Source organism: Pantoea phyllosphaerae, assembly GCF_051025595.1.
In the GTDB taxonomy this organism is placed as follows: domain Bacteria; phylum Pseudomonadota; class Gammaproteobacteria; order Enterobacterales; family Enterobacteriaceae; genus Pantoea.
This window is the reverse complement of record NZ_JBPFDE010000020.1, coordinates 36,169-58,912: the sequence shown is the minus strand read 5'-3', so window position 1 is coordinate 58,912 and position 22,744 is coordinate 36,169. Positions and strand designations below refer to the sequence as shown.

31 protein-coding genes and 1 pseudogene are annotated in these 22,744 nt (G+C 46.9%); 12 read left to right on the top strand and 20 right to left on the bottom strand.

All coding sequences use genetic code 11. The features are described 5' to 3' along the window. Positions 1-73 precede the first annotated feature (73 nt). From ACR6A7_RS19810 to ACR6A7_RS19775, 8 genes and pseudogenes are all read right to left on the bottom strand, one after another. Positions 74-1,060 (bottom strand): annotated as a pseudogene (locus ACR6A7_RS19810) (phage terminase large subunit family protein); the annotation flags it as partial. Further along, positions 1,060-1,608: a DUF1441 family protein gene (locus tag ACR6A7_RS19805; protein ID WP_434126976.1), complete on the bottom strand. Its 549-nt coding sequence runs from the start codon at positions 1,606-1,608 to the stop codon at positions 1,060-1,062. The gene ACR6A7_RS19805 and the pseudogene ACR6A7_RS19810, both read right to left, overlap by 1 nt. A 156-nt stretch (positions 1,609-1,764) precedes the next feature. Continuing rightward, entirely contained in the window at positions 1,765-2,061 is a 297-nt protein-coding gene (locus ACR6A7_RS19800) for a hypothetical protein (RefSeq protein ID WP_434126975.1), read from the bottom strand. After that, positions 2,058-2,633 carry a BRO family protein gene (locus tag ACR6A7_RS19795; protein WP_434126974.1) on the bottom strand — a complete coding sequence of 192 codons (576 nt, stop codon included), beginning with the start codon at positions 2,631-2,633 and terminating at the stop codon, positions 2,058-2,060. The genes ACR6A7_RS19800 and ACR6A7_RS19795 overlap by 4 nt, the downstream gene beginning before the upstream one ends. Positions 2,634-2,808: 175 nt before the next feature. Further along, positions 2,809-3,267: a lysis protein gene (locus tag ACR6A7_RS19790; protein WP_434126973.1), complete on the bottom strand. Its 459-nt coding sequence runs from the start codon at positions 3,265-3,267 to the stop codon at positions 2,809-2,811. Beyond that, positions 3,267-3,791, bottom strand: a complete 525-nt coding sequence (locus ACR6A7_RS19785) for a lysozyme (RefSeq protein ID WP_434126972.1) — start codon at positions 3,789-3,791, stop codon at positions 3,267-3,269. The genes ACR6A7_RS19790 and ACR6A7_RS19785 overlap by 1 nt, the downstream gene beginning before the upstream one ends. Then, on the bottom strand, positions 3,778-4,092 hold the full coding sequence (locus tag ACR6A7_RS19780) for a hypothetical protein (protein WP_434126971.1): 315 nt from the start codon (positions 4,090-4,092) through the stop codon (positions 3,778-3,780). Before ACR6A7_RS19780 ends, ACR6A7_RS19785 begins: the two co-directional genes overlap by 14 nt. Positions 4,093-4,294: 202 nt before the next feature. Beyond that, complete coding sequence (locus ACR6A7_RS19775) at positions 4,295-4,696, bottom strand: antiterminator Q family protein (protein ID WP_434126970.1); 402 nt, start codon at positions 4,694-4,696, stop codon at positions 4,295-4,297. Positions 4,697-5,671: 975 nt separating this feature from the next. Between ACR6A7_RS19775 and ACR6A7_RS19770 the strand changes: the two genes are divergently transcribed. Beyond that, complete coding sequence (locus tag ACR6A7_RS19770) at positions 5,672-6,367, top strand: hypothetical protein (RefSeq protein ID WP_434126969.1); 696 nt, start codon at positions 5,672-5,674, stop codon at positions 6,365-6,367. 385 nt (positions 6,368-6,752) lie between these two features. Here ACR6A7_RS19770 and ACR6A7_RS19765 read toward each other — a convergent pair whose 3' ends face one another. The 5 genes from ACR6A7_RS19765 to ACR6A7_RS19745 all read right to left on the bottom strand — a co-directional run bounded on the left by ACR6A7_RS19765 (position 6,753) and on the right by ACR6A7_RS19745 (position 12,944). Further along, complete coding sequence (locus ACR6A7_RS19765; RefSeq protein ID WP_434126968.1) at positions 6,753-8,981, bottom strand: NACHT domain-containing protein; 2,229 nt, start codon at positions 8,979-8,981, stop codon at positions 6,753-6,755. A gap of 156 nt (positions 8,982-9,137) precedes the next feature. Next, entirely contained in the window at positions 9,138-10,316 is a 1,179-nt protein-coding gene (locus tag ACR6A7_RS19760) for a DUF4236 domain-containing protein (RefSeq protein ID WP_434126967.1), read from the bottom strand. Positions 10,317-10,642: 326 nt separating this feature from the next. Then, positions 10,643-11,107 carry a replication protein P gene (locus tag ACR6A7_RS19755; protein WP_434126966.1) on the bottom strand — a complete coding sequence of 155 codons (465 nt, stop codon included), beginning with the start codon at positions 11,105-11,107 and terminating at the stop codon, positions 10,643-10,645. A 65-nt stretch (positions 11,108-11,172) separates the two neighbouring features. Then, positions 11,173-12,267 (bottom strand): ImmA/IrrE family metallo-endopeptidase, encoded by a 1,095-nt coding sequence (locus tag ACR6A7_RS19750; RefSeq protein WP_434126965.1) that lies wholly within the window; start codon positions 12,265-12,267, stop codon positions 11,173-11,175. 5 nt (positions 12,268-12,272) lie between these two features. Next, entirely contained in the window at positions 12,273-12,944 is a 672-nt protein-coding gene (locus ACR6A7_RS19745) for a hypothetical protein (protein WP_434126964.1), read from the bottom strand. 909 nt (positions 12,945-13,853) lie between these two features. On the opposite strand from ACR6A7_RS19745, the gene ACR6A7_RS19740 reads away from it, so the two are divergent. Beyond that, complete coding sequence (locus tag ACR6A7_RS19740) at positions 13,854-14,054, top strand: hypothetical protein (RefSeq protein WP_434126963.1); 201 nt, start codon at positions 13,854-13,856, stop codon at positions 14,052-14,054. 128 nt (positions 14,055-14,182) lie between these two features. On the opposite strand, the gene ACR6A7_RS19735 is transcribed toward ACR6A7_RS19740, so the two are convergent. From ACR6A7_RS19735 to ACR6A7_RS19710, 6 genes are all read right to left on the bottom strand, one after another. Further along, the gene (locus ACR6A7_RS19735; protein WP_434126962.1) at positions 14,183-14,434 is read right to left on the bottom strand and encodes a hypothetical protein; all 252 of its coding nucleotides are present in this window, start codon (positions 14,432-14,434) and stop codon (positions 14,183-14,185) included. Between the two features lie 980 nt (positions 14,435-15,414). Continuing rightward, positions 15,415-15,645 (bottom strand): hypothetical protein, encoded by a 231-nt coding sequence (locus tag ACR6A7_RS19730; protein ID WP_434126961.1) that lies wholly within the window; start codon positions 15,643-15,645, stop codon positions 15,415-15,417. Continuing rightward, positions 15,633-16,253 carry a replication protein P gene (locus ACR6A7_RS19725; RefSeq protein WP_434126960.1) on the bottom strand — a complete coding sequence of 207 codons (621 nt, stop codon included), beginning with the start codon at positions 16,251-16,253 and terminating at the stop codon, positions 15,633-15,635. Before ACR6A7_RS19725 ends, ACR6A7_RS19730 begins: the two co-directional genes overlap by 13 nt. 86 nt (positions 16,254-16,339) lie before the next feature. Next, a complete protein-coding gene (locus tag ACR6A7_RS19720; protein WP_434126959.1) occupies positions 16,340-17,116 on the bottom strand; it encodes a helix-turn-helix domain-containing protein in 777 nt (258 codons plus the stop codon). After that, positions 17,117-17,410, bottom strand: coding sequence for a hypothetical protein (locus ACR6A7_RS19715; RefSeq protein WP_434126958.1), 294 nt, complete (start codon positions 17,408-17,410; stop codon positions 17,117-17,119). A 53-nt stretch (positions 17,411-17,463) separates the two neighbouring features. Beyond that, positions 17,464-17,700, bottom strand: coding sequence for a helix-turn-helix domain-containing protein (locus ACR6A7_RS19710; RefSeq protein ID WP_434126957.1), 237 nt, complete (start codon positions 17,698-17,700; stop codon positions 17,464-17,466). A gap of 117 nt (positions 17,701-17,817) precedes the next feature. On the opposite strand from ACR6A7_RS19710, the gene ACR6A7_RS19705 reads away from it, so the two are divergent. Both ACR6A7_RS19705 and ACR6A7_RS19700 read left to right on the top strand, forming a co-directional pair. Next, positions 17,818-18,480 carry a LexA family protein gene (locus tag ACR6A7_RS19705; protein ID WP_434126956.1) on the top strand — a complete coding sequence of 221 codons (663 nt, stop codon included), beginning with the start codon at positions 17,818-17,820 and terminating at the stop codon, positions 18,478-18,480. Positions 18,481-18,795: 315 nt separating this feature from the next. Further along, positions 18,796-19,173 carry a hypothetical protein gene (locus tag ACR6A7_RS19700; protein WP_434126955.1) on the top strand — a complete coding sequence of 126 codons (378 nt, stop codon included), beginning with the start codon at positions 18,796-18,798 and terminating at the stop codon, positions 19,171-19,173. 1,076 nt (positions 19,174-20,249) lie between these two features. Here the strand turns inward: ACR6A7_RS19700 and ACR6A7_RS19695 are convergent. After that, complete coding sequence (locus tag ACR6A7_RS19695; RefSeq protein WP_434126954.1) at positions 20,250-20,435, bottom strand: ECs_2282 family putative zinc-binding protein; 186 nt, start codon at positions 20,433-20,435, stop codon at positions 20,250-20,252. 125 nt (positions 20,436-20,560) lie between these two features. On the opposite strand from ACR6A7_RS19695, the gene ACR6A7_RS19690 reads away from it, so the two are divergent. The 8 genes from ACR6A7_RS19690 to ACR6A7_RS19655 all read left to right on the top strand — a co-directional run bounded on the left by ACR6A7_RS19690 (position 20,561) and on the right by ACR6A7_RS19655 (position 22,739). After that, complete coding sequence (locus ACR6A7_RS19690; RefSeq protein ID WP_434126953.1) at positions 20,561-20,779, top strand: hypothetical protein; 219 nt, start codon at positions 20,561-20,563, stop codon at positions 20,777-20,779. A 55-nt stretch (positions 20,780-20,834) separates the two neighbouring features. After that, positions 20,835-21,104 carry a hypothetical protein gene (locus ACR6A7_RS19685; RefSeq protein ID WP_434126952.1) on the top strand — a complete coding sequence of 90 codons (270 nt, stop codon included), beginning with the start codon at positions 20,835-20,837 and terminating at the stop codon, positions 21,102-21,104. Between the two features lie 69 nt (positions 21,105-21,173). Further along, positions 21,174-21,323 (top strand): hypothetical protein, encoded by a 150-nt coding sequence (locus ACR6A7_RS19680; protein ID WP_434126951.1) that lies wholly within the window; start codon positions 21,174-21,176, stop codon positions 21,321-21,323. After that, a complete protein-coding gene (locus tag ACR6A7_RS19675; RefSeq protein ID WP_434126950.1) occupies positions 21,323-21,529 on the top strand; it encodes a ParE family toxin-like protein in 207 nt (68 codons plus the stop codon). Before ACR6A7_RS19680 ends, ACR6A7_RS19675 begins: the two co-directional genes overlap by 1 nt. 29 nt (positions 21,530-21,558) lie before the next feature. After that, positions 21,559-21,768: a hypothetical protein gene (locus ACR6A7_RS19670; RefSeq protein WP_103794248.1), complete on the top strand. Its 210-nt coding sequence runs from the start codon at positions 21,559-21,561 to the stop codon at positions 21,766-21,768. Then, positions 21,765-22,031, top strand: coding sequence for a hypothetical protein (locus ACR6A7_RS19665; RefSeq protein ID WP_434126949.1), 267 nt, complete (start codon positions 21,765-21,767; stop codon positions 22,029-22,031). The genes ACR6A7_RS19670 and ACR6A7_RS19665 overlap by 4 nt, the downstream gene beginning before the upstream one ends. Positions 22,032-22,098: 67 nt before the next feature. Then, on the top strand, positions 22,099-22,365 hold the full coding sequence (locus ACR6A7_RS19660) for an ANR family transcriptional regulator (protein ID WP_434126979.1): 267 nt from the start codon (positions 22,099-22,101) through the stop codon (positions 22,363-22,365). Positions 22,366-22,577: 212 nt separating this feature from the next. Then, positions 22,578-22,739 carry a hypothetical protein gene (locus tag ACR6A7_RS19655; protein WP_434126948.1) on the top strand — a complete coding sequence of 54 codons (162 nt, stop codon included), beginning with the start codon at positions 22,578-22,580 and terminating at the stop codon, positions 22,737-22,739. Positions 22,740-22,744 lie beyond the last annotated feature (5 nt).

The window sequence follows — 22,744 nt, the reverse complement described above, 5'->3', positions numbered from 1 at the left end:
AAGCAGAGTTTTTGAAATGTAAGGCCTTTGAATAAGACAAAAGGCTGCCTCATCGCTAACTTTGCAACAGTGCCCAGAAGGAGGCGATCCTCGACGGATGCCCTTTTCCGGCCACCTTACCGTTGCGATCAATCGTTTCGCCATCCTTGAGCCAGACACCGCGGATATTCAGTTCCCTCTTCATCTCCGGGGGGATCATTTGTTTACAGGCCGGGCACTGCAGGCGGGCCGCCTCACTGGCCAGAACCGGATCGGTATATTCGTGATAACCGGTCAGGTTAGCCATTTCTGGCTGAAAGTATTCCCTGCAGTATGGGCAGGGCCAGTACCAGCGGCGGCGATCGCCACGGTTGTATAACGATAGTATTCCTGTTGAAGGCGGCGCTTCGTGAGGCGTTAACGCTTTCCATTTTGTGTCGCAGATATCCCGGCCGGGTGAACTTTCCACCAGCGTCATGCCGGCTGACATAAAGGTCGTAGTACGTTTTGATGCGAGGGAGAAGCCGTCTCCCTCGCTGTCTATGTTTTCCGGAAAGCGGTCGTAATCAGTCAGGGCGACAAACCGATAATCCGACGAGGACAGAATATTGATCGATGGCCAGCCGATTTTAAGAAATGAGCCGTCTCTGAACGTCTTGTCGTGTACGTTATTGTCATTGCGGCGAGGGCTCATTCTTTTCTTTACCGCGGCGCTGCTTCTGAAGGTTCTGTCCAGGCGCTTTTTAGAGTGCTCCCGGGCCTTGTCTTCAGTCATCTGCACGACAAGCATGTCTGAGGGATCGCAGACGATGGTATAGACAATCCAGCCGTCGATGAGGCCTACTGTTTTCCCGGTTCGGGCCGGACCGACAAAAATCACCGCGTCGTATTCACGCGAGGCCAGGCAGTTCATGGGTTCGATGATATAGGGAGTCAGCTCGGGATCCCACGGAACCGAGTTACCGGCACCTTTGGGAACACGCATGAATTTTCTAACAGCCTCTGAAACCGGCATGCGACGCGGCGGAGAAAATCCTGTCGCGATGTCCCTGCCAGAAATCCGGGCTGATGAAAAACTCATTATTCCTCCTCGTGGCTTTCTCCTTCCTCTTCCGGCATCAGTTCTGCAGCACAAGCCTCATATGACTTTTCCTGGAGGGTATACCGCAGGTCATCAATCGACTGCTGTACGACGCTAACGGCCTGTGGTGAGAGGGCACAATCGCGCTCCAGGATATCGGGTATAGTTTCCAGAACCTGAACGACAGCCTTTCTCATGGAGGAATAGACAATGACCACTTCATCAACCGGAATGAGTTTGCGCTGCTCTTTTTCCAGTTTGATCCTTTCATTTTCTGACTGATACCAGTCCTTTCTTTCCTTCGGTTCCATCCGGGACGGGTCATGAACCGAGTCTGAGGCTTCAGCCTTCACACCGAACAGGGCCGGACCGACATGCTGAAGCGCATAAACCGGATTTCCTTTGACGGTTGCAGCTACCGGAATGTTGGCGGCGAAAAGCCGCTTTTTCACAGTATCGCGATGCAGCCCGAAGGCCTCCGCAATTTTAAAAACGCTCCAGTGATAGGCATCACCAATTCCACTAACGTTTGACACAAGCAACTCCATCTGGCAGGTGAATCTTGACTTTATTAATTACTTTCAACTGCTTACAAACTGGTCTAATGACACCCCTTGAAAAAAAGTGTACATGTGATATTGGGAATTATTCATTATTTTCAGTTAGTTAAGTGACCTGCCGCCGCCACCATGAAAATGCAAAAATCAGCCGTTTTCCGCGGGGCCGCCGCCTCGTGGACAGGGTACCCCGCCGGGAGGACCCGCAGGTTCAGAGCATGCCGGGGCGCTCTTTTTTTTACTGGCCTGACTTTTCACCGCCCAGGTCTTCGCCACGCGAAGACACTCATCGAACACTTTATTCTTTCCACCGCACGATCCTGCGCGACGGTAAAACCTCAGCGCCTCATGCGCGCCGATATTCGCGACGTCAGTGGCGAAGCCCTGACGGGTGAGTTCTGAGATGATGTGTTGCTCCAGAAACTGAGCCGGCGTCAGATTCATGATGTCTCCTCCAGAGAAAACTCGCCCAGATCCGGAATGACCATCTGTGTAAGGCTGAGCGCCAGACGCGTCGCTTCTTTCACACGTTTGATATCGCGCTTACGCTGGGCCATCAGTCCGCTGCCGCGCTGGCCCCGTAAGGCAAAGGATTTTTGGTCAAAGCCTGCAATAGCATCGTGAAGTTTTTGACCCGTAAGGCTGGCCAGTTCAGTGACCGGGAGCTGGCCGAGTTCGATACCTGACTCTTTTTCTGCCAGGTTCAGCAGCCAGATACGCAATTCCTTAGCGACTTTCGTGCGTGACACCATGCCAATGAGATGAGCACCGCGTGGAGAAAACAGGCGGAGATCGGATTGCAATACTCCGTAAGTGTTTGATTTGTCCGAGACCGTCACTTTGGTCGTCATGCTGTCGGTGAATTCATCCTTATGCCGCTGATAAATTTTATTAACATGCTTTGGATCGTTATATCCAAGAAGTTCAGCAATGTGCTCTGTGGTAAACCAGACTTTTCCATCGCCATTGTCAAACGGGACAATCGCATGCTCTTTAAAGATCAGTTGAGTGTTCATTTCGGAATTGCCCTTTAGTGGTGAACCTTGTCTCACAGGATTACGGCCCTCAGAAGGCATCCGACAGCCAGCCGAATTCCTCAAGGTTCACCCTGAAAGGTTCTGAGTTAAGATGCGCGTGAGTTGCGCGAAGGGTCATTGATGACGAAAAACAACCCCCCAAATGCGAGGTCCGTTATTTCAGACACTGCTCTCTGATGTACTGCTGCAAACCGGCTATTTGCTTTCTGGCGAGCTCGATTCGACGTCTGAGAGTGAAATAATCCTGTTCAGCGGACTTAGCAGATCGGGTGCGGGCTGCATCATCCACGCTGGTGGCGCCGGGGGCTTTACCCTCTGGCATGGCTGAACGGCGGGTTTTGAGGTACAGCCGCTTGCGACCAGCAATAACGTCATGGTGAAGCTGCTCAATAGTCGCCTGAGCATCGGCTAACTCCTTTGTGTATTTCGCATCGAGCATGGCAACTTCACGCTGCCGCCTCTGCATTTCGCGCATAGCGACGTCCTGTTGCCTCGCCAGCTGCTGTGTCTGATGGGCTGCCACGCGCCATTCTTTGGCTTTGTCGTGATAATGACTGGCGAGCAGACCGGTCCCCATTGCAACCAGACAGAGGCAAAGCAGCACATACCGCATCACTTCACACCCTTCAGGCAAAGCTGCCTCTCTTCCTCGCGACGTGTCACCAGCCCAGGCAGCGCTTTGCCCCCACCGAAAACCCACCGGGGAAATTCATTACATCCATCCACCAGCTGCCCATGGCGGAAATAGCGAAACATCGTTGATTTCTGCATTTCTGGACAGCCGACATTAAATGCAATCGAGACCGCAGCGGAAAAAGTGTTATCCGGCAGTCGGGTGCCAGCGGCGTAGCGATTGACGCATGCCTCAGCGTCCAGAATATTTTGTTGCCAGTCGGCAGCTATCTGCTCGTCAGTTTTGCGTCTGCCTGGCTGAGTACCATGTGTGTTACCTATGCCATCAGTAATGATGCCCGCGGGACATATATAGGGCTCACGCCGGCACCCTTCTGCATTACCAATGAGTTCCAGCCCGCGCTGATTGGTGCGCACCTGGCCGCCCGAAAGCACGATTGCAACGATGACACCAACAGTACATACCGCGCCTGCTGCGCCAGCTTTCCTGTTAATTGTCGGCATCTGTCTTCCTCCCGCCTTCAGTTGCTTTAGCCACGACTTCAGCAGCGGTTGGGCGCTCGCTTTCCGGCTTAGCGATAATGCTGTCCAGATAGGCTCTGAGCATCTCTGTTCGCTTGCGCTCTTCCTCCAGCAGCTGTCGCCTTTCGTGTCGCGAGGCGTAATAGGTTTTGATTGTGAAAAACGCCGAGATCGCTGCGCCGATGCAAAAAACGCAGTCATAAAGCGTCAGCGTTGAGAAGAACGCCAGACACGCAGACCACCAGTACGGCATTTGATGAGATGTAGAATCCATACGATGCATGCTCTGCCCTCTCTGGTGTGGGCAACGACAGGGTTTGAAGAAAAAAGCCGCGCGTCGGCGTGCGCAGGGTGCGCGGTGGGAACCAGCGGCGACTTTGGGTATAAAAAAAGCCCGCCTTAAAGGCGGGCTTCCTGAAATTAAATGTCCGGGCACATTTTTTACTGTGTAAAGCATACCCGTCATTTCACGTACGTAAATACCTTTATTCTGCGGGACAGGCATTCGCAAAACGCTGGATATGCCGATCCATTTCAAGCGGAACGTTGAGCATTATCAGCATGCCTTCAATCAGCCCTTCGGCTTTCTGTAACCTTTTCCCTATATGTCCGTCGGAGCAGCCATGTTTCTTTGCCAGGCACATAAATGTATAACCCAGCACATAATAATCAATCAGGAGATCGTGCATATCATGGTTATTTCTACAGAGTCTGGCGATGCATTTGTTGATAATAAGTGCATCGTCATCACTGCACTGAGGACGTGATAAAACCTTATCAGGGATTAAGCGACCGAAACCTGCCGCAGTATGATACCAGGTCATCGTTTCGTGATGATTAGCAGCCCACGCGCCCCAGCGCTCAAGTACCTGTTGTATATCGCGCATTAACTCCTCCGGGTAGCTAAATGGTTAAAAAAAGGAACTGCCCCGTATAACAACCTTATAAACCTTTTTAATAAACCGCGCTTGTGATGTTTATTATCTCATATCAGGAAAGCACTCACCTGTTCCGCATATTGTTATTAATGAGTTTGATTAGATTGAAAGTGCAGAAGAAAGGAAGAACTTCGGAAGGCTCATAAAAGCCCTTGGCGACCAGAACTTCAGAATCAAGCTTTTCTTTACGAGCACCAGTGCCCCCCTTCACTCCATGATTAGCGGGCATCTTTCGAATGAGCAACAGATCCATCAGGTACTTGGTACAGGTATCAACACCGCCCTGATCACTTTACCGCGCAACCAACTGATATTAAAACAAAATATCTAAAAACCTGAAAAATAATAACCCTCGATTTCTTTTTAAGTTCAGGAAAAAAGTATTATTTATCATTATTCGTTTTTACAGGAAAAAGCTAATTTGAAAAGCGTATTTTAGGCCTGTTTTTTTAGTCAATTACATTAAGACACAACCACTGTAAAAAGTTACATCCGCGAGTAATTAAGTTACATTGCAGCGCTTTTAACAGAAAGAGAGATAACTAAGATGGCATTGCCTTAGGGCGAATGCCAGGCCAATGTCCGGGGAAAAGAGACAGTGCCTTTAATTCCTATCCAGTGTCTCCCTCACAGTTTTTGTGAGGGAGTTTTTTTGGAATGTTGCATCAATAACTCTGAAACAGGAGGGTAAATGCGGATTTTCATAAAAGCATGGGTAATTGCTTCGACCTTTTACACGATATTTGACGTGGCAAGGCGTTTATGCAACCTCTATCCAGATGAAACAAATCTCATCATGGTAGCGGGAATATTTTTCAATATTGCAATAAACAACCTCCTCCTTGACATGTTTTTTAGGGACGAGTAATCCAGATTACTTTACGGCAGAGCGAATGTTCCTGCCCTTTTAATAAGGTGACAGCCATGAATAATCATGCCATTAGCAGTTCTGATTTTCCGACCATTGATGAGATTAAATATGTAAGTTTAGTCGAGAGAAAAATCAGCTGTGTGGTATACACAGGTATGATACCTCTCATATTCCTTGTTAATCCCAAACGAATTGACCTGCGCGCCATACCGATAGCCTCGGGTTATGGCATGATTTTCTTTCGCCCTGGCGCTGAGGGGGAGGTGCAAAAAATCAGCAATATATTCGACGACTTTGACCGCAATTACGCTAACTTTCAGGCGGCAGGTTGGCACGGGGTCGACGAGAAGTCATCCAGTGATAAATCGAACGATACGAGTACTCTGCAGAAGTGTGCTGGCTTTTCTGTCCCCACTGGTATCGATCCTCATGAAGGCATTGAATACGCACTGATGCAAAAGAAGCTGAAGAACGTGGCACTCTTCGAGCACTTCATTCCTGTCGAATTCATCACAGACCCGTTAGGTCTGGAAATGAAATATATCGATTACAAGGAGGGAATGGGCCGAATTTATTATCTTCCTGGCTTTGAGATTAGCGCCCTTGAGCTCAAAAAAGAGCTCAGTAAAGCCATAGCCCCTTATGATGAGCATCACATCAGACTGGTCGGCCGCCTGCTGGGCTATCAGCATACTGATATTGAGCAGTTTCTTGCACTTTTGCGTAAAAGAGATGACTTTTACGCCTGATAGCTCTTCAGATTAAGCGGCAGGCTTCCCCGGTTTACCGGCAATAGCATTGAGATGACAGGCATTATGAAAAGTGAATTTCCAGAATGCCTGTATTTTGAAAATGCTGACTCTTGCGTTTAACCGGTATCTGATTGACAGTAGAAGAGCAACGGAACCTTTACTTTAACCGCTCATCCGGCATGCGCCATTTAAGCAGGCGCTGCAGTGCAGTCTCACCTTACATCAACTCGCACACACTTTTAAGCCGTCGCTCAGTTTTTCATAAAGAGGGGTCACATTCTTTCTCAATTTTGACGGAACTTCTGAAATTATAAATTAAAAATAATCATTGCCATAAATTTAACAAGCCACCTGAAAAGATGGCCTTCAATGAATAACGTTCTTAATTAATGTCCATCTTACTAACTTCTTGCCACAAATGATCTTTAGATGTATTCATCTCCTTCATGATCAAAGCCATTCTGTGCCTTTCTGAATTAACTGGTTTATAAATATAACCTTCATCTCCATTTATTCTTTCAATGACATTATTTTTTAACATCAAATCAACTATCAATATAATTGCTTTCTTTTCTTTCTGATTTTTGAACCCTTTAATGAAAGATCTTTCCTTTCTTCCACGACCATACTGGAAATAAACCCTCCTTATGCAAGAGAGTAAAGCCATTTGGTGCGTCCCGAAGCCTAATGATTTTATTTTGGATGTAGTGTTAACAGAGCTAAACTGACTAACCCTACAACTAACAAAGTAACCAGGAAGCGCAGAAGCGTCTGATACTCCTGAGACGATATTTATTTCACAATTGTCAATTAGCAAACTTCCCTTCGGCTCAACAAAGCAATCGCTAATATCTACAGATTCGATTATACAGGAATTAATATTTAAATTACCTAGCGGAATATTACTTAAGTCTACCTTCTCAATGAAGCAATCTTTAATCTGAATATTTCTGAAGTCAACTGCTTCATTACTATCCCCCTCAAAAAGAAATGCACAAAGCAAATCAGCAGCCGCTTGAGAGTTGGTTTTTGACCAATATGATATCTTGCTAACGATTTTGTTTGGCTCACTTATATTAATTTTATAAAAGAATAGCCGTTGACCAAACTCTCTTAAGGGATTTATCCAGTTAGATTTTTTTATTATTTCATCAGATTCATAATGTGAAACCATGTATTCAGCTCTTAACCCATCGAGCATATACATATCTATAAATTGATAATCAGAACTATCGTTTCCAACACGTCCGAAAGATGGTAGGCGAGAAAGCATAATTGCCGATTCATCAGTAACCGTTCTTCCCGTAATGCTATTGAATATAACGCTCAGCTCATTATTACTTATTGGCCCAAAGTCATTATTTTTAGTCCTGGTAAGATTTGCCAACTCAATTAAAACCTGTTTAATTATCGTCGAATCTAAAATAGCCTTGTTGATATTTGCCTCTCTATGACAAATAAAATCCAACAAACTATCCCAAAATTCATATTCATTGTCGTCGGAGAGTAAAGATAACTTCTCTGATATACTTGCAATCATTTGAAATATCAAAGGTTTCCAAGGAGCCCACGGTGGAATGACTAAACCCGGGCATCCAATGTTTTGCATATATTCCTTCATTTCATCTTCGCTGAATTGATCTTTGCATTTAATGTATATCGTATCCCTCTCATTTAACCCTAGAAAAGAAAACATCTCAGAATCACTATTGAAATAGTTCTCTCTTCCCGTTATAAGTAATCCACCTTGAACATTTGTTATTAAGTCCCTTACTCCCGTTAAAGCATCTTGCTTAGCTTTACTAAGCTTGCTTGGTTCGTTGCTCCAGTTTTGAGAACCAATTTCATCAAAACCATCGAGCATAAATATAGATTTTTTGAATGTTAAAAGCTTTACAGAATTGTTTACAATTTCCGGCGGGAAAGATAGATCTTCAAAATGCCTTCTTACAATTTCGTTCGCTCTCTTAAGGCTCCAGTTTTCTCTTAAGTTGATAACAAAACAATAAGAGGGATCAACTTTTTTAGAGTAAATATCAAAAATTTCGCTCAGACACCTGCTTTTCCCTGAACCAAAACTCCCTGTCAATATTACCTTAGATCCTTTGTCCAAAAGTGATTTTATATCGCTTATTTTAAGTTCCTTTTCTGTTTTCGCCTCCACATATCTAACAGGAACATATGGATTATTATCTAATTCCCCTGTCCAAGGATCAATTGCGCTACCAATATTCTTTTGTTTTCGAGTGAAAACATAGTTTTTGTAGTCCAAAAACTTTCTTTCGAACTCATCTAAAGTTAACAGTTCTATTTTAGCGTCTAAAGCAGTCCCTTTCATCAAATCTGTTGGTTCTTTCTCTAATATCAACAGACATTTGACAAATGCTCCTTCAGAAGATTTCCTTAACCTTAAAGCAGTGAGTTTATTGATATCTGCCCTTACTTTTTCGAGCGTATGATTTTTTGTAACCTCAATACAAACATAAAGATCCTCCTCAATTTTAGTAAAGCAGTCGAATTGCATCCCGCTTATATTTATTGAGCTTGACTCCCTGTTGTAAATTAGTCTTGAGAATTGTTTCACTCTATTTTCTAAATCTGACCAATTCATTTTATCACCTTTTAGAAACACTTCACTTTAAAATAGATTAAAACACACAGTAGATAATTATTAGGGAATTTAGAAAGGCATTTCATTCATGCCCAACGAAAGCATCAATGTTATTATCAATAATACATAACAGCTCTCACTCTAACGAAATACAGATTAAAGTGTATTTATTTTTGTTTGTTCAACCAAAGAAAACAAATCTTGGGCACACTGTTTTGCTGCCTCTTCATTCGATATCATGTATTCTTCATGAAGCACATTTTTGAAACGAATTTTTATAACACCGTACGTAACCCAAGGGATTGGGTAATTATCATTAAAGCGTCTATCTGGGCCACCATTTTTGTTCGCGTATCGCCACGTATTACCCTCAACTTTGCTGTCCGCTGGAACGTCTTCAATTTCAGCAAATCTCGTACAAGTGTATTCTAATTCTACGTCAGAAATTGAAACTACTGCGAATCGGGATTCATTCTCTATTAGCAGAAAACCAGGAAATATATAAATGTCTCCCCCGTTGCGGTTTTCCATGTGAGGGACCATTTTGAACTTATCATGGTCGGAAACCGGAAGGCAGTTTGGCCGCCCCATGCTGAATCGCACTTCTTCACGTGAAACTTCTTTACCCGCTTGGGTGCGCTGCTTTAACTTATCGGTGTCTCTGTATGAGAGAATGTCCCAAATCTTAGCGCTTCGTAAAGCCGAACCGAATGAATGGCTGAACGCGCGGTAACGCGCAAGTATTTTTTCATCACCTCCCCAGTCAAACATGACGCCCGTGCTTTCCAGCTCAGCCTTTCCGTTCTCAATATTTTCTGAAGTGAGGCGTACTTTATCTCGAAGTATGGACAGCTTTTTGCGAAAGAGGCTTCGCAGAATGATTATGCTGTAGAGTCTGGTCTGCTTTTCTAGCTTCTCTTTTTGTTCTCTTAATATAATCAGTGCACTGGATATCTCTTGCCGTGTTCTTTCTGCCTGATTGATCATATCCGCAAGGTCTGCCATTCCTATTTCACTAATGGTTTCAATGTCTGCGCTGACTACAGGGATAGTTGAAAGGTCAATATCTTCTAAAGAAGGCGATGGAGTATATTTGGATTCTAAAGGCAAGGTCGTATGGATTGAAGTGGGCCGAGAACCTGTTTTTTTTCCACCAATTTTATGGCTGTATGATATCCCAGCACCTGGGATACCGACCGTCACTCTTGCTCCGTTCCCCCCCCCAAAGTTGAGTGTTGCACCTGGAACGCCTGCAGACCAGCTTGTACCAGCCGACGAAACGTTGAGATATAGACCCGGTACGATTTTAAGGCGCCTCTTGAAACGTAATCCCATACCCCCTCCTTAACATTAGGAATAATCCTAACATATATTTTTGCTAAAGAAAGGAAGCTGAACTACTAGAAATGAGAGTTGATATTCAATTACATTCTGAACGGCTCTAGATAAATGGCGATTTGCAAGTATAAGCAAATCGCAATTAACAGCTTGAAAATTAGCCAAACCATGGCTTTTATATCATGCACTTGACATTGTGCCACCATCACGTCGCGGCACTTTGCTCACCCTGCACTGCCGCCTTTTGGCAAGCCGCTGAGCCAGTTTTAGGTCCCACTGTGCTTGTCTGAATATTTTCCCTTACGAGCACCAGATGAGCTGTGTCACTTTGGCCATGAGGAGTTCCTTTTCGACTTGATTAGCGCCTTCAAGTGCGACACGTGATTCAGGGCTCTCTCGTTACTGGCTGGCACGTACAGTTTTTCTACCTGAGGGCGAGGTGGCGGAACCAAATCACCAGACCGGATGCGTGTAGCCATCTTACGCAATTCACTGCGACATTTCAGGCGTAGCTCCTGCTCTGTCAGCCCTTGAGCGCGCATCGCGCTGTACAGGCCGGTAACCATCCAGAAGCAGGCGCTGTTCTTCCACGGGTAGGCTTCGGGTGTTTTGTACAGTCCGCGGCGGGCGCGGTATTTCATCACCATGTCGTAGAGTTCGTCTTCGTCCGGCAACCCCGCAGTGCTGTATTCGCCCTTGCGGCACCACTTGATAAACTCACCCGGTGAGGGCCAGAAGGGTGAGCAGCTGGCGCACGAATGACAGCTGCTGTTTCGCTGTGGCCTCATTTCCCAGTTGTGTCGGATTTCATTCAGTAATTCATATAGATAGTAATTAGCATTACAATCAATATTTATTGCTGAACAAGTTTTAAATCTGGGCTACGACGACCGGTGCTGGTTCCTCCGCCTTCGATTACAGAAACTTTGAACAAAAGATTCGCCAACTCATCAATGGGAATAGATAGAAGGTTACTCAACTGATTTAAATCAATATTATCTGATTTCAGAACAGATAAAAGTTTATCGATAATTAGCGAACGTTCCCGAGCAATACCGTTAATCTCTGATTTACGCAATCCTTTCTTCGTGGCTTCTACCATAAGAGTCCGGTATTGCCATTCAGTTAACATCCCAATATTTTTCATTCTTACAATAAGCGCAACAGCGGATACGCGCCAATTTTCCTTGATAGATATAATCCCATCAAGTGTCGGAAACGGTATCTTTATAGCGAGAACTGTCCGTCTTGGCATAAGAAATGCTGATGCAAAGCTATCCGCTTCATCCTCCAAATTTTTACCCTGTGGGGAACCATGGCGATGTAAAATTAAATGTCCAAGTTCATGAGCCGCATCAAAACGACTACGCTCACCACTTTTTTGAGTATTCAGAAAAATATAGGGAGTATCATTTTTCCAAAAAGAGAAAGCATCAACATCAAGCGTATTTTCTGATAGTGAGAATACTCGAACACCGTTTGCTTCAAGTAAATGGATTAGATTGTCTATACTTTTAACCCCTAAGCCCCATCTTTCACGTACAGTTTCTGCGGCTGCCTCAGGTTCATAACCTCTTAAATTGGGGAGATTACATTCTGGTAGGTTAAACGACTCTTCAAAAAACGAGTTAACCAATACCCCCAAGCTGCCAGCTGCTTCTGCCGCATGCTGATCAGCTGCCTTCATGCTTTTTAATGAACGAAAGGATACCGTTGATGGATCGACGAATTCAACATCGCTTCCACACAAAAAACCAATCGGATAACCTAAAGTATCTGCCAGTAACTCAATGGTTTGCTGCGTTGGAGTAAACAAGCCATCAGCCTTTTCGTACTCGGCAACTGACTTAGATGACAACCCTGAGGCCGAAGCTAAAGAGCTATATGTCATCTTTCTTCTTAACCTGGCGACTTTAAGTCTGTCCGGATTCAGTTGCATGTTTTGCATAAAAATCATTTCCGCGAAACGACAATGTCAATCTCTTCATTAAACTCTTTCTCTGGCGTCTCAATGGCAGCGCTGAATGGTACAGCAGGCAAAATGATCCTTTCGCTCCAGGAGGAAATTTTATTATGCCCGTTAAAACCGCTCATAGCGCTTGGTTTAGAAAGTTCACAACGAACCTCTTGAACACCAAAATCGAAATAATAAAGGAAAACAAATGTCTTTGTTGAATCTATTGAAATACGAGTAGAACATTCCGGTTCTTCACTTTCTTGCTCTTCATCATCGTCAAACAAGCCAAGATTGCGAGAAATAACATTCTCAGTGGCGCTTCCTTTTGCATTTTTAGTCTTAGGAAAACCTTCAATGATACCGGTATCCTTATTACCACTTGTAGCGATGATACTGAGTCCTAACTCAGAGTTAATGGTATACTCCAGGCCACTGTCAAAAGTGTAGTTCCACCCTTTTAACCCTGATGAAAGCACGCTTTCACGGAAAGCAGCAACTACCTCTTCCCAGGCTCGCGTCATCGCACATGTTCGAGGATGTAAAGGCGAGCTGCGGCGACTTTCATAAATGGCGCGAGAGATTGCGAAAGTGAAATCTTCAACCGATAATCCCATCGATTTCAGCTTGGCTACCGAGTTTTGATCTTCATAAATTTTTTGCAATAACATATCACCTCCTTATTCACTTCCGATAATTACACCTCAAATGAGGGGGTAAAACAAGAAGTGGAAAGCAAAAAAATTGCTCATTACATGAGCATAAGTGAAATTACTATTAAAAATCAATGAGTAAATTGTAATGCTGGAGAGCAACTGCAATCTTCACTTAGCCCGTGCTTCAAACAAGCGGCAAAAAGATTTCATTGGCAACCAGTACGGCGAAAGAGTTTCCTGTTCCTATAGAGCGACGACTTCTGGCGTGATTAGAACCCCATAAAGGCAAAAGGTGGTCATTTCCGCCAGGAGCCGGGTGACGGGGAACATGGAGTGGTTGTTGTGTTTGAGGGACGGTGGCGTATCTAGCGTCAATCAACCCGACAGTGCTTCTTAGTTGTGACCTCATTGCCCGGCTGCGTCTGATGACATCCTACTTTCCAGTTCTCTTAGGCATTTGGTTCAAGGCCTGAAAATCATGCCTTACCGCTGGACCTGAAGTAGCGATCGGGTTGCTGATACTGAAAACTGCTTTGTACCAGAAGCAGCTATTGCATAGAGGTATGCGAGCGTCGCTTTTCTAGGCTGTCTACTGGGCGTGCTCTGGTAGCTTATTAAGCTTAATGCCTGCCTCTGCTGCAATCTGAATCAGGTCTGAGGATGAACGAACCAGATACATAATTAACCATACGTGTGAGACTAAGAGCGTTATAAATCATGCTATTAATAAAACGGTCACATCAACTTTCCTGACGGCCAACTTGCAATTCAGTGCCAGAAGATCGATTTTTGCCGGACACCGCCTGATATTTCAGCCATTCTTCTGCAGGAACCTTTAGTTTAAGAAAAAATTGAGGTAGCGTTATAGAGCAGTGAGCGATTGACTAACCCAACTTGCTGCTTTATGAGCATATGGAGATCAGATTGAGCTACAGCGCTGATGAATTTTCTTTCATTCTGGCCGTTATTGGAAAGGCAGTCGCGGATACGCTTGAATCTGAAGGGCATCTGGCGTTGCCGCAGTTGATGGAGAAACTTCGTCTTATAGAACAACAGGCTGAGGATGAGGCTGTACGTGGGGCCTGTCAGGAAGCTCTGAATATACTGATGCAAAAACTGCACTGAGTTATTCCCGAAAAAAGCGCGGCGGGATTGAAACGTGTATCGTGACAATCTGTTGGCCAGAAATGGCGCAGCAATAGCAAGCCCCGGGTTTACCACTGCTGCCAGAAAAATGACCTGAAGAAAGCGGTTCAACGCACCTGCGCAGAGCCCAGCCTTTTGACCGCGAGTGATACTGCGGCTTCATGCGCCTCGCTCTGAGCCTCTCCAGCTAGCTGTTTGATTTTTTCAATCATGCTGTGACGAGATAGGTCTTTTCCTTCATTGATCAACGCCAGTAAAGCTTCACCAAGAAGAATATTACTGTAATGCACTACTTCGGGTGATTCCATAAATAACCATTTTTTGGTGCGACGCGGAATCTCGCCGGGTAATACTGGCATACATAAAGCTCAGTACCGTTGGCATCTGATAAAAGCAATATAGAAGCCTGTTTCAAGTATGCTTAAGCTGACCCTATACCTTTATTGCAGGAATGTACAGCTATTAAAAATGCGCAGTCGAGACTGACAAATCCGATGGCTTCGCTTGATCGGTTTTGTCTAACCGTAAAGCGATTTCTGACGACTGATGCATAACAATTTTACAATTAAACGGACCGGAAAACAGAAAACATAAATATTTTTTCTGCCTGAGATGAAACCCGAAGGCGACAAATTCTTCACCTGCGATGGTGCTAATATTCCTGTAGGCGTACAGCCACCTGCGTGTTCAGGCAGTCAAAAAAATCAAGAAAATTGCTGCTTGAACCACGCGGCATATCAATGTAAATGTCTGTTTTAAAAAAATATGTCATAAAAACAGTCTAGTGAAACCTCTCTGTTCAGGTGTTAACTATGGATATTCTTTTTAGCGAGTCTCCTCCTGAGCATCCAGCAGTTCATTATCTCATTGGCGGCCATCTTCTATGTTGTCCTTATACCTTATGTCCGGCATACTGAATATAGCGCCTGTCGGCGCGGTACATCTTCCTTTATGAGAGTTGTTCTGCACCCGCGTCGTCTGGCCTCAGATAAATTACCGTTTTCAAGAGCTTTATCTAAAACAATTTAAGCGAAACATACTTTTTGCAGCCTTTGAGCTTAATTAATTTTATTCTCTGCAATCAGACATTTCCCCGTCTGATGCAGGTAGGATTTATGCGTTGGCTTACAGTGGACTCATGGCAACATGACGCCCTGTTATTTTCCTCCACTTCTGACTTCCTATAATCACATAGCCTGTATCAGGTATTGCGTTAACGTCACGCTGTAGCGCTCTGTTCCGCTTACATCACCGTCCTTTTAGCAGGCGCTGAGCCAGTTTCAGGCCCCAGAGTGCATGTTCGAAATGTTTGTCTTCCAGACGCCAGAATGCGCTGAATTCAGCAATCTGGGTGGAGTAACTCCCTGTCGCCTTGATCTGAACTGAATAAATCGGCATCAATAATCGTGTCATATGCCTCGTGAGCCAGCATGCTGATTGCATGCAGTCGATTTTCATATCCCTCGGGTGCCGCCGCCTGCTTTTCAGCCAGGGTGATAATGGCCAGCATCAGCTGACGGGCCTGCTCTGAGTGCGACGGCGCCGGGATGAGCTGTGTCATTTTGGCCATGCGGAACTCCTTTTCGACCTGATTAGCGCTTTCATGCGCGCAACGTGGCCCTGCGCCGTCTCGGTGCTGGCCGGCACGTAAAGCTTTTCCAGTTGCACACGCGGTGCCGGGATTGGCTCGCCAGACCGGATGCGCGCGGCCATTTTCCGTAGCTCGCCACGACACTTCACACGCAGTTCCTGCTCTGTCAGTCCCTGCGCGCGCATTGTGCTGTACAGGCCTGTGACCATCCAGTAATTCGCGTTAGTCTGCCAGGGATATTTTTCAGGAGTTTCATACAGGCCCCGTCGGGCGCAATATTTCATCACCATGTCGTAGAGCTCGTCTTCATCCGGCAAGCCGACAGCACTGTAATCGTCTCGTTTGCACCACTGGATAAACTCACCCGGTGAGGGCCAGAACGGTGAGCCGCTGGCGCGAGCGCGTTTCATCCCCGCCGACAGCTGCTGCTTCGAAGTGATGCCGTTCTCCACAAACGCCGCAATCCACTGCCGTTTCGCTGCGGCTTCGTCACGCGGGTTTTTCAGGGCCATGCTGACTGACGCAGGGAACAGCTGCCTGAGGTTGCTGAACAGAACATCCACCAGCTGTTCAACGGTTTTGTGCACGCCCCCCTCTGCTGATCGAGATGCGCATCCAGCAACGTATGGACGTGCGCTCGAATCCCGGTTGTATGTGGCTGACAAGGAATTGTTCACAGGAAATTATTCTCCCATTCGCTGAGGTCGTTCCAGTGAGGGGCTGGTGGACTCACCTGCCCGGCTCCGCGGAGTACGGCCTGTTTGTTCTGGTAGCTGAGCTTCTGGCTGGCCGTGATAAACCAGTTCCTGGGCCGCTCATGTGAAAACTCGATGTCGAGTTTCTGCAGCTCGTAGAGCAAATCGACGCTCGAGTAGAGCTTCTGCCACGATGCAAAGTCTGCGTGGTTCAGTTTCACAACGTTGCCTTCGAAAGCGTAGCGAGAAAGCCCTGTTTTCGTCGCGCACGTCGCGTTAGCGGCGGGTGTTATGTTTTTAGATTCTATGACTGGTTCTAATGACTGATTCTGTGACCCGTTTTTGGGTACATTCAAACACCCGTTTTTGGGTACATTCAAACACCCGTTTTTGGGTACATTCCCGTTTTTGGGAACATTCCCGTTTTTGGGAACATTACCGTTTTTGGGTTCATTACCTCTGACTGAATTACCCCGTTTTCGGGTAAATTCAAAATCGAGATTTAGCTGCAGAACCCGGACCCGTTTTGTGGGACCTTTACGCTCACCAGTGTCTGTGATCAGGCCTTCGCTGATCATTTGATTGATCCATTTACCGATCGTTTTCTTGTCGAGGCCTGTGTCGTTAACCAGCCTCATCGTGCTTGGATAACAGCGGTGAAATTCGTCGGCCCGGTCTGCCAGGGAAAGGAGAAGAAGTTTTTGTGAAGCCTTAAGGTCAAGGCTCCAGACCCATTCTGTTGCTGCACGGCTCATTTACTCTGTTCCTCCAAAGTAATCGAATCCCGCATGGACATTCAGGTAACTGAGATCGACGTTATGGAACACGCCGTTACTGGTGTGCTCATTGGCAGCACTCCAGACAAGCAGTAGTGATGTGGTCGTAACGCAGCGCGTTACGTTATGCGTCAGCAGCACAGAACGTTGTCCACTGACAGATACGTCAAAACCGGCGCTACCATCCGCCGGTTTCTCCAGCAGCGCAGCGATTTCATTCACCTTAGGATGCGGCTTTAGTGAGGTACGCATCTTGATCCAATTGTCTGACATAACGACATCTCTTCGGGCCAATAATAACTAGACCAATACTGATGCGAGAGGCATCATTGATATGAATGGATGGCAGGATCTGTGCGGGGTGCAGGAGGAAATACATCATCTAACTCTACTTGAGCACCAAACTCTTTCAATGCACTAACCAACATCCTGCACATCTCCAAATCAGGTTTTCGGCGCTTATTTTCATAGTGCCCAATGGCGCCCTGACTGCACCCAACTTTTTGGGCAAGAAGGGTTTGCGACACATTGATAGTTTTTCTGATTTTCCTGAGGTGACACATTGAGAATCTCCTACAGTAAGAAGAGAGACCATATAATACAAATCGTACTTATACCGAGCAAGAGGATAATACATTTTGTGTGTTGTGACTATTAATACGCTTCGTAATAATCTGCGTATGAACTTTACATGGAATCAACTGGCGAAAGCCAGGATGAAGCAGATAGGCCTGACTCAGGAAAGGCTTGCTGAGGCTCTGGGTAAAACCCAAGGCGCGATCGGCCATTGGCTAAATGGACGCCGCGAGCCAAGCATTGAAGATATAGCTGCGATGATGAAAGTCTTGGGACTAAAGGAACTGGTTCTTAGCTCCAATGGGATGGTGATTTTCCCAGATGAATCGCTTATAAACGTATCAGATCGTTCTCCTCTCGGGGAGGTAAAGAGCTTTCCGGTTATAAGCTGGGTAAGTGCAGGTAATTGGTCGGACGCTTGCGAACCCTATAACTTAGATGAAGTTCAGGAATGGACACAAACCACAGCTAAAGCAAGCCCAAATAGCTTTTGGCTAACCGTCAAAGGCGATTCAATGACTGCCACGACAGGGTTGAGCATACCTGAAGGGATGAAGATACTGGTAGATCCTGCTGTAGAAGTAACAAATGGAAGGCTGGTCGTTGCTAAGCTTGACTCTGAAAATGAAGCTACCTTCAAAAAGTACGTCGTTGACGCTGGACAGCAGTATCTCAAACCTCTCAATCCCAGCTATCACATGATTCCCATTGATGATAAGTGCCGAATCATAGGTGTGGTTATCGAAGCGAAGCTCGAGGGATTATGACCTCTGCGGTGGGGGTACCCCATACAAAAACCGCACCGTATCTTCGCTAAGCTTTGCCTTCTCCATCTCCTTTGTCGCATCCTATTCTCTACCTGCAACCAATACGTTTAGTACTCACTTTCATTTTTAGCACGATTTGTATTGACCACGGTTAATACAATTTGTATTTTTAACTTGTACATGACGATTTGCAACGCAATCAAGCTCTTTAACAATGAGCGGGAAGCTCTACGGCAGGTGCCGAGAACGCACCAAACCTCAGGTTACTGAGTGCATTGTTGCGACTGTGTAGCCAGTAACGTAACGGGGGGATGTATGGCAAATATCAGCTACGGCAGATCTGTTAAACCTGTGGTGAAAGACAACGCCAGAACACGCCGACATGTGCGCCGCATGGTTGAGGCGATTGAGTGTCGCAAGATTGAAGAGATGCTGGCTGCAGAGCTGGGATGGGAGCCGCCGGTACGGACTGCTGAATTCAGCCGGGCAGAAAACCATTGCAGGCGAGTAGTAAGCGATCGCGTCAGTATGGCTGTGGAGACGGAAACGGAGTACCACAAGCAAATTCAGGCGGCCGCGGCGAAGTACGTTGAACACCGGATGAAGAGTAAATACCTGAAGGTCGCTAACGAAGCCGGACGCCAGATTCGTGCAGTACAGAGGCCACACAAAAAAAGCATACCGCTTATCTAATCTCTTCCATTCCAGCTTTTGCGTCGACAGGTCAGATGAAGCTGGTACAGATTGCTGACTTCAACCTGTCTTTCACAGCGGGAACAGACAGCGCCATGGAGAGGTGAACTGAAACTGGCGAGCTCCACATACAGGGCACCGAAACTTAACGCGGCCCATGAGGAGACTCCTTTTAAATTTTTAGTTAGTGATAGCTGACCCTGGCCCCTTCTCAGCGCCGTTTTTTTCATGCCCGACCTGTCAATAGCCTGTCTACTGAGCGGTTTTTTTTGTGCCCACACCCATATCGTGCTGTATTTTGAGCAAAAAGTGAACACTGGTATCTTTCGGTTATGAAAGCTTTATGGTGGTTTAGCCAGCTTATCTGACATTCTGGATTTCCCTTTCCCCTGGAACGAATTCATGCCCGTGTAACGCGGACTTTTTTGTGTTGGTAAATTAAAGCCAGCCTAATCAATTACTTAATTTTTTAATAATAAAGACCGGCTGCTATTATGAATATATTAGTCAGATAAATCGTGTGTCATGGGTGGGATTTTAATAACCTCGCTATCTACCACGTTGCCCGTCTCCTCTCCTCGAGTAGCGGGCTTTTTTGTGCTGGAAAATCTATTTTTGCAATCATGACGAGTAAAATAACTACGCCTTCTTTTTTAACAGCGCAGCGGCACCAGCCTATGCTTATAGAGCACATCTGCTGTGTGTGATGGCTTTCCCCCATTGGAAACTGTGTCTAGTTGCCCGCTGATTGCGGGCTTTTTTATAAAAAAACGGATCGGCGAAGTAAATCAACCGCTTACGCTTGCATAGTGAAGCGTGGTTGTTACTATGAGTAGACCAGCCAGATAAATCGTGTGTCATGGGTGGGATTCTAAAAACCTCGCTATCTACCACGTTGCCCGTCATCTCTCCTCGAGTGACGGGCTTTTTTGTGCCTGACGATCTCCCTCCTCAAGATAAATCACTATCAATAGCGGCCAGAAGTACCTTAAAAGTAAATACCTGAAGGTCGCTAACGAAGCCGGACGTCAGATTCGAGCAGTACAGAGGCCATGCAAAAAAAGCGTACCGCTTATCTAATCTCTTTCATTCCAGCTTTTGCGTCGGCAGGCCAGATGAAGCTGATACAGGTTGCTGGCTTTAACCTGTTTTCCACAGCGGGAGCAGACAGCGCCATGAGGTGTCTTTTTGTCTTTACCGTTAGAGGTGAACTGAAACTGGCGAGCTCCACATTCAGGGCACCGAAACTTAACCCGGCCCATGAGGAGACTCCGTTTAAATTTTTAGTTAGTGATGGCTAACCCTGGCACCTTTCTCAGATTTAGCCAGAAAATAGTTGAAACAGCCGCATATGCGGCTTTTTTTTCGTCCAGAACCGGAGAACACCATGCGTAAAAACACTCCCTCAAAAGTCCTGACCCAGAAAGAAATGCAGTGCCTCGCCCTTGTTCATGTGCAGGCGTATGTGGGTGCCTGCCACTGTCAGAGCCGCAGCGATGTGCTTCTGGCATTGGCGCACTGGCAGAACGTGGGCGATGAGGTCGCTGATTTCATCAGAACGACACGCATCGTCGTCGTCAATGAATATGGCGCCCATGAGTTTTGAAACGTCGTTACGTTAACCCCGCCCGACAGGGCATTCATCTGACCCGGAGGTCACTATGCAAAACCGTGAAGTTGCAGAAAACGTCATCGACACACTTTTCGATGTGGCTGAAAAACTGTATGCATCAATGGACATGACTGATGCCTGCTCACATGAAGGAAAAATCAGCAAAGAAGAGGCTGACGCTTATCGTACGGCCCTGATGAATTTACTGGAAGAGATGGATCATGCCATCGTCAGCCCGATTTTCAGTATTCATCCTGACCTGCGTCCCACCTGCTGCTGCACCGACTCTGAAGAGGATGAGGCAGACCTGCAACCGTGAAGCTTTCAATGACAATCCTGAATCCAACCGCCCGCTGTGGCGGTTTTTTTATGTCTGAAGGAGGTCTCTGTGGTGATTCAGATCGATGATGGTCGGTACACCTTTACCGCCAGCGTATTAAACCGAAGCCGGCAGTTTGTCAGCTTCAGCGAGGGTATTGCCTGGGTGTTTGTGCAGAAGCTGGCCGCTGCCTGCGCCGCTGAGATGAGGCATCCTTAATGTCCAAGCCTCATGTACCCGACAGGATAACCCGGCGCGCACAGCAGCAGATCAGAGAGTGGCGCGCAGGGCATATTCACGCGAGACGAACCAGGCGTGACGGGTACCTGACACTGCGCGTTACCCCGCACTGGCGCCTGCTTTCACGAGACAACGGTCAGCACTGGAAATTACTCAGCCATGCCGACTACAACAACCAGATTTAATCTCCCAGCCTGACAGAGGAACATTTCCCATGATGCAGTCACACATCAGGGGCGATGCCGCTTTTGCTCGCCCTTTTAACGCCATCCGCAATATCGAGTTTGCACCGGAAAATATCGTCACCGGCGCCAGCTTTTCATCCCAGCCGCCGCCGGCCCTTCCACCCCAGCCACCGCTGCCGCTGTTACAGATTGCCTTTGACCATGTTGTCGAAATTTTGCTTCAGGAGGGACAGCCATGATCTGTTTCTCCCGCACAGGACTACGCCAGGAACAGCGGGACGCTGAGGCTGCAGAGGATGAAATGGAGGCGCTGCGGGAGGAGCTTGCATCGCTTTTTCCCGAAAAGCTCCATCAGTTTGCCTCCCCTTACCTGCCGTCAGGCATTGTCTGCACGTTTTACAGCAAAGACGCTGAGGAGGCTTACGCCCGGCTGGTGGACAGACTGATCAATGCTGAGCTGAACGCCATCCGCCATCTGAAAGCCATGAGGTGGATGCCCTGACATGCCGCCTGCTCACGCCGGCCGAAGCGTTCAGGGCCGGCGTGGGTGATACAAAAAGGAGAAAAAAATAAAATCCCCTGCTTACGCCCAGCGCGTCAGTCAGTATTCCCTTATTGCTTCTGACGCAGCGCGGGTTGAAAGAGACGGTAACTACGCGCTTGCCGCAAAAATGTGGAAGAAAGCGGCCGGTTGCGCCTGCCGGGCAGTCAATCAGAACTGGGCAGAAAAACGTGCCGGTTTCTGTCAGACCATGGATGAACGACTCCTGGCGATTGCTTCAGGACATGAGGTTTCGTCTTGTGCAAAAGAAGACGGCGATGAACAGCATCCCTGATGCAGGCGCCCCTCAGTCATCATGGATGACGACGCCACGTTACCGGTTTTGCCGGCCGCACCGGGCATACTCATCCGCCTGGCTGGCAGCCCGTAAGTCATTCCCCTCTCCCTGCGCGACGACTGCTGGTCATAACAGACGCTCTCTGACGTCAGCCTCGTCCTGCGTCCGTCCCCGCGCAGGGTTCTGATTGAATTTGCCCGGAACGCCTCATGAACAATCATTCTGACCACCCCAGAAATCGCCCGGTATTACGGACGCTTGTCTGGATTTTTACGATTTCTGCGATCGCCGGGGCCGGACTAACAGCAGGCTCGCTTGCCCTGTCCGCCCTGGTGATCGTTGTGGCTTATCTTGCCGGCATTCCCGGCTAACGCAT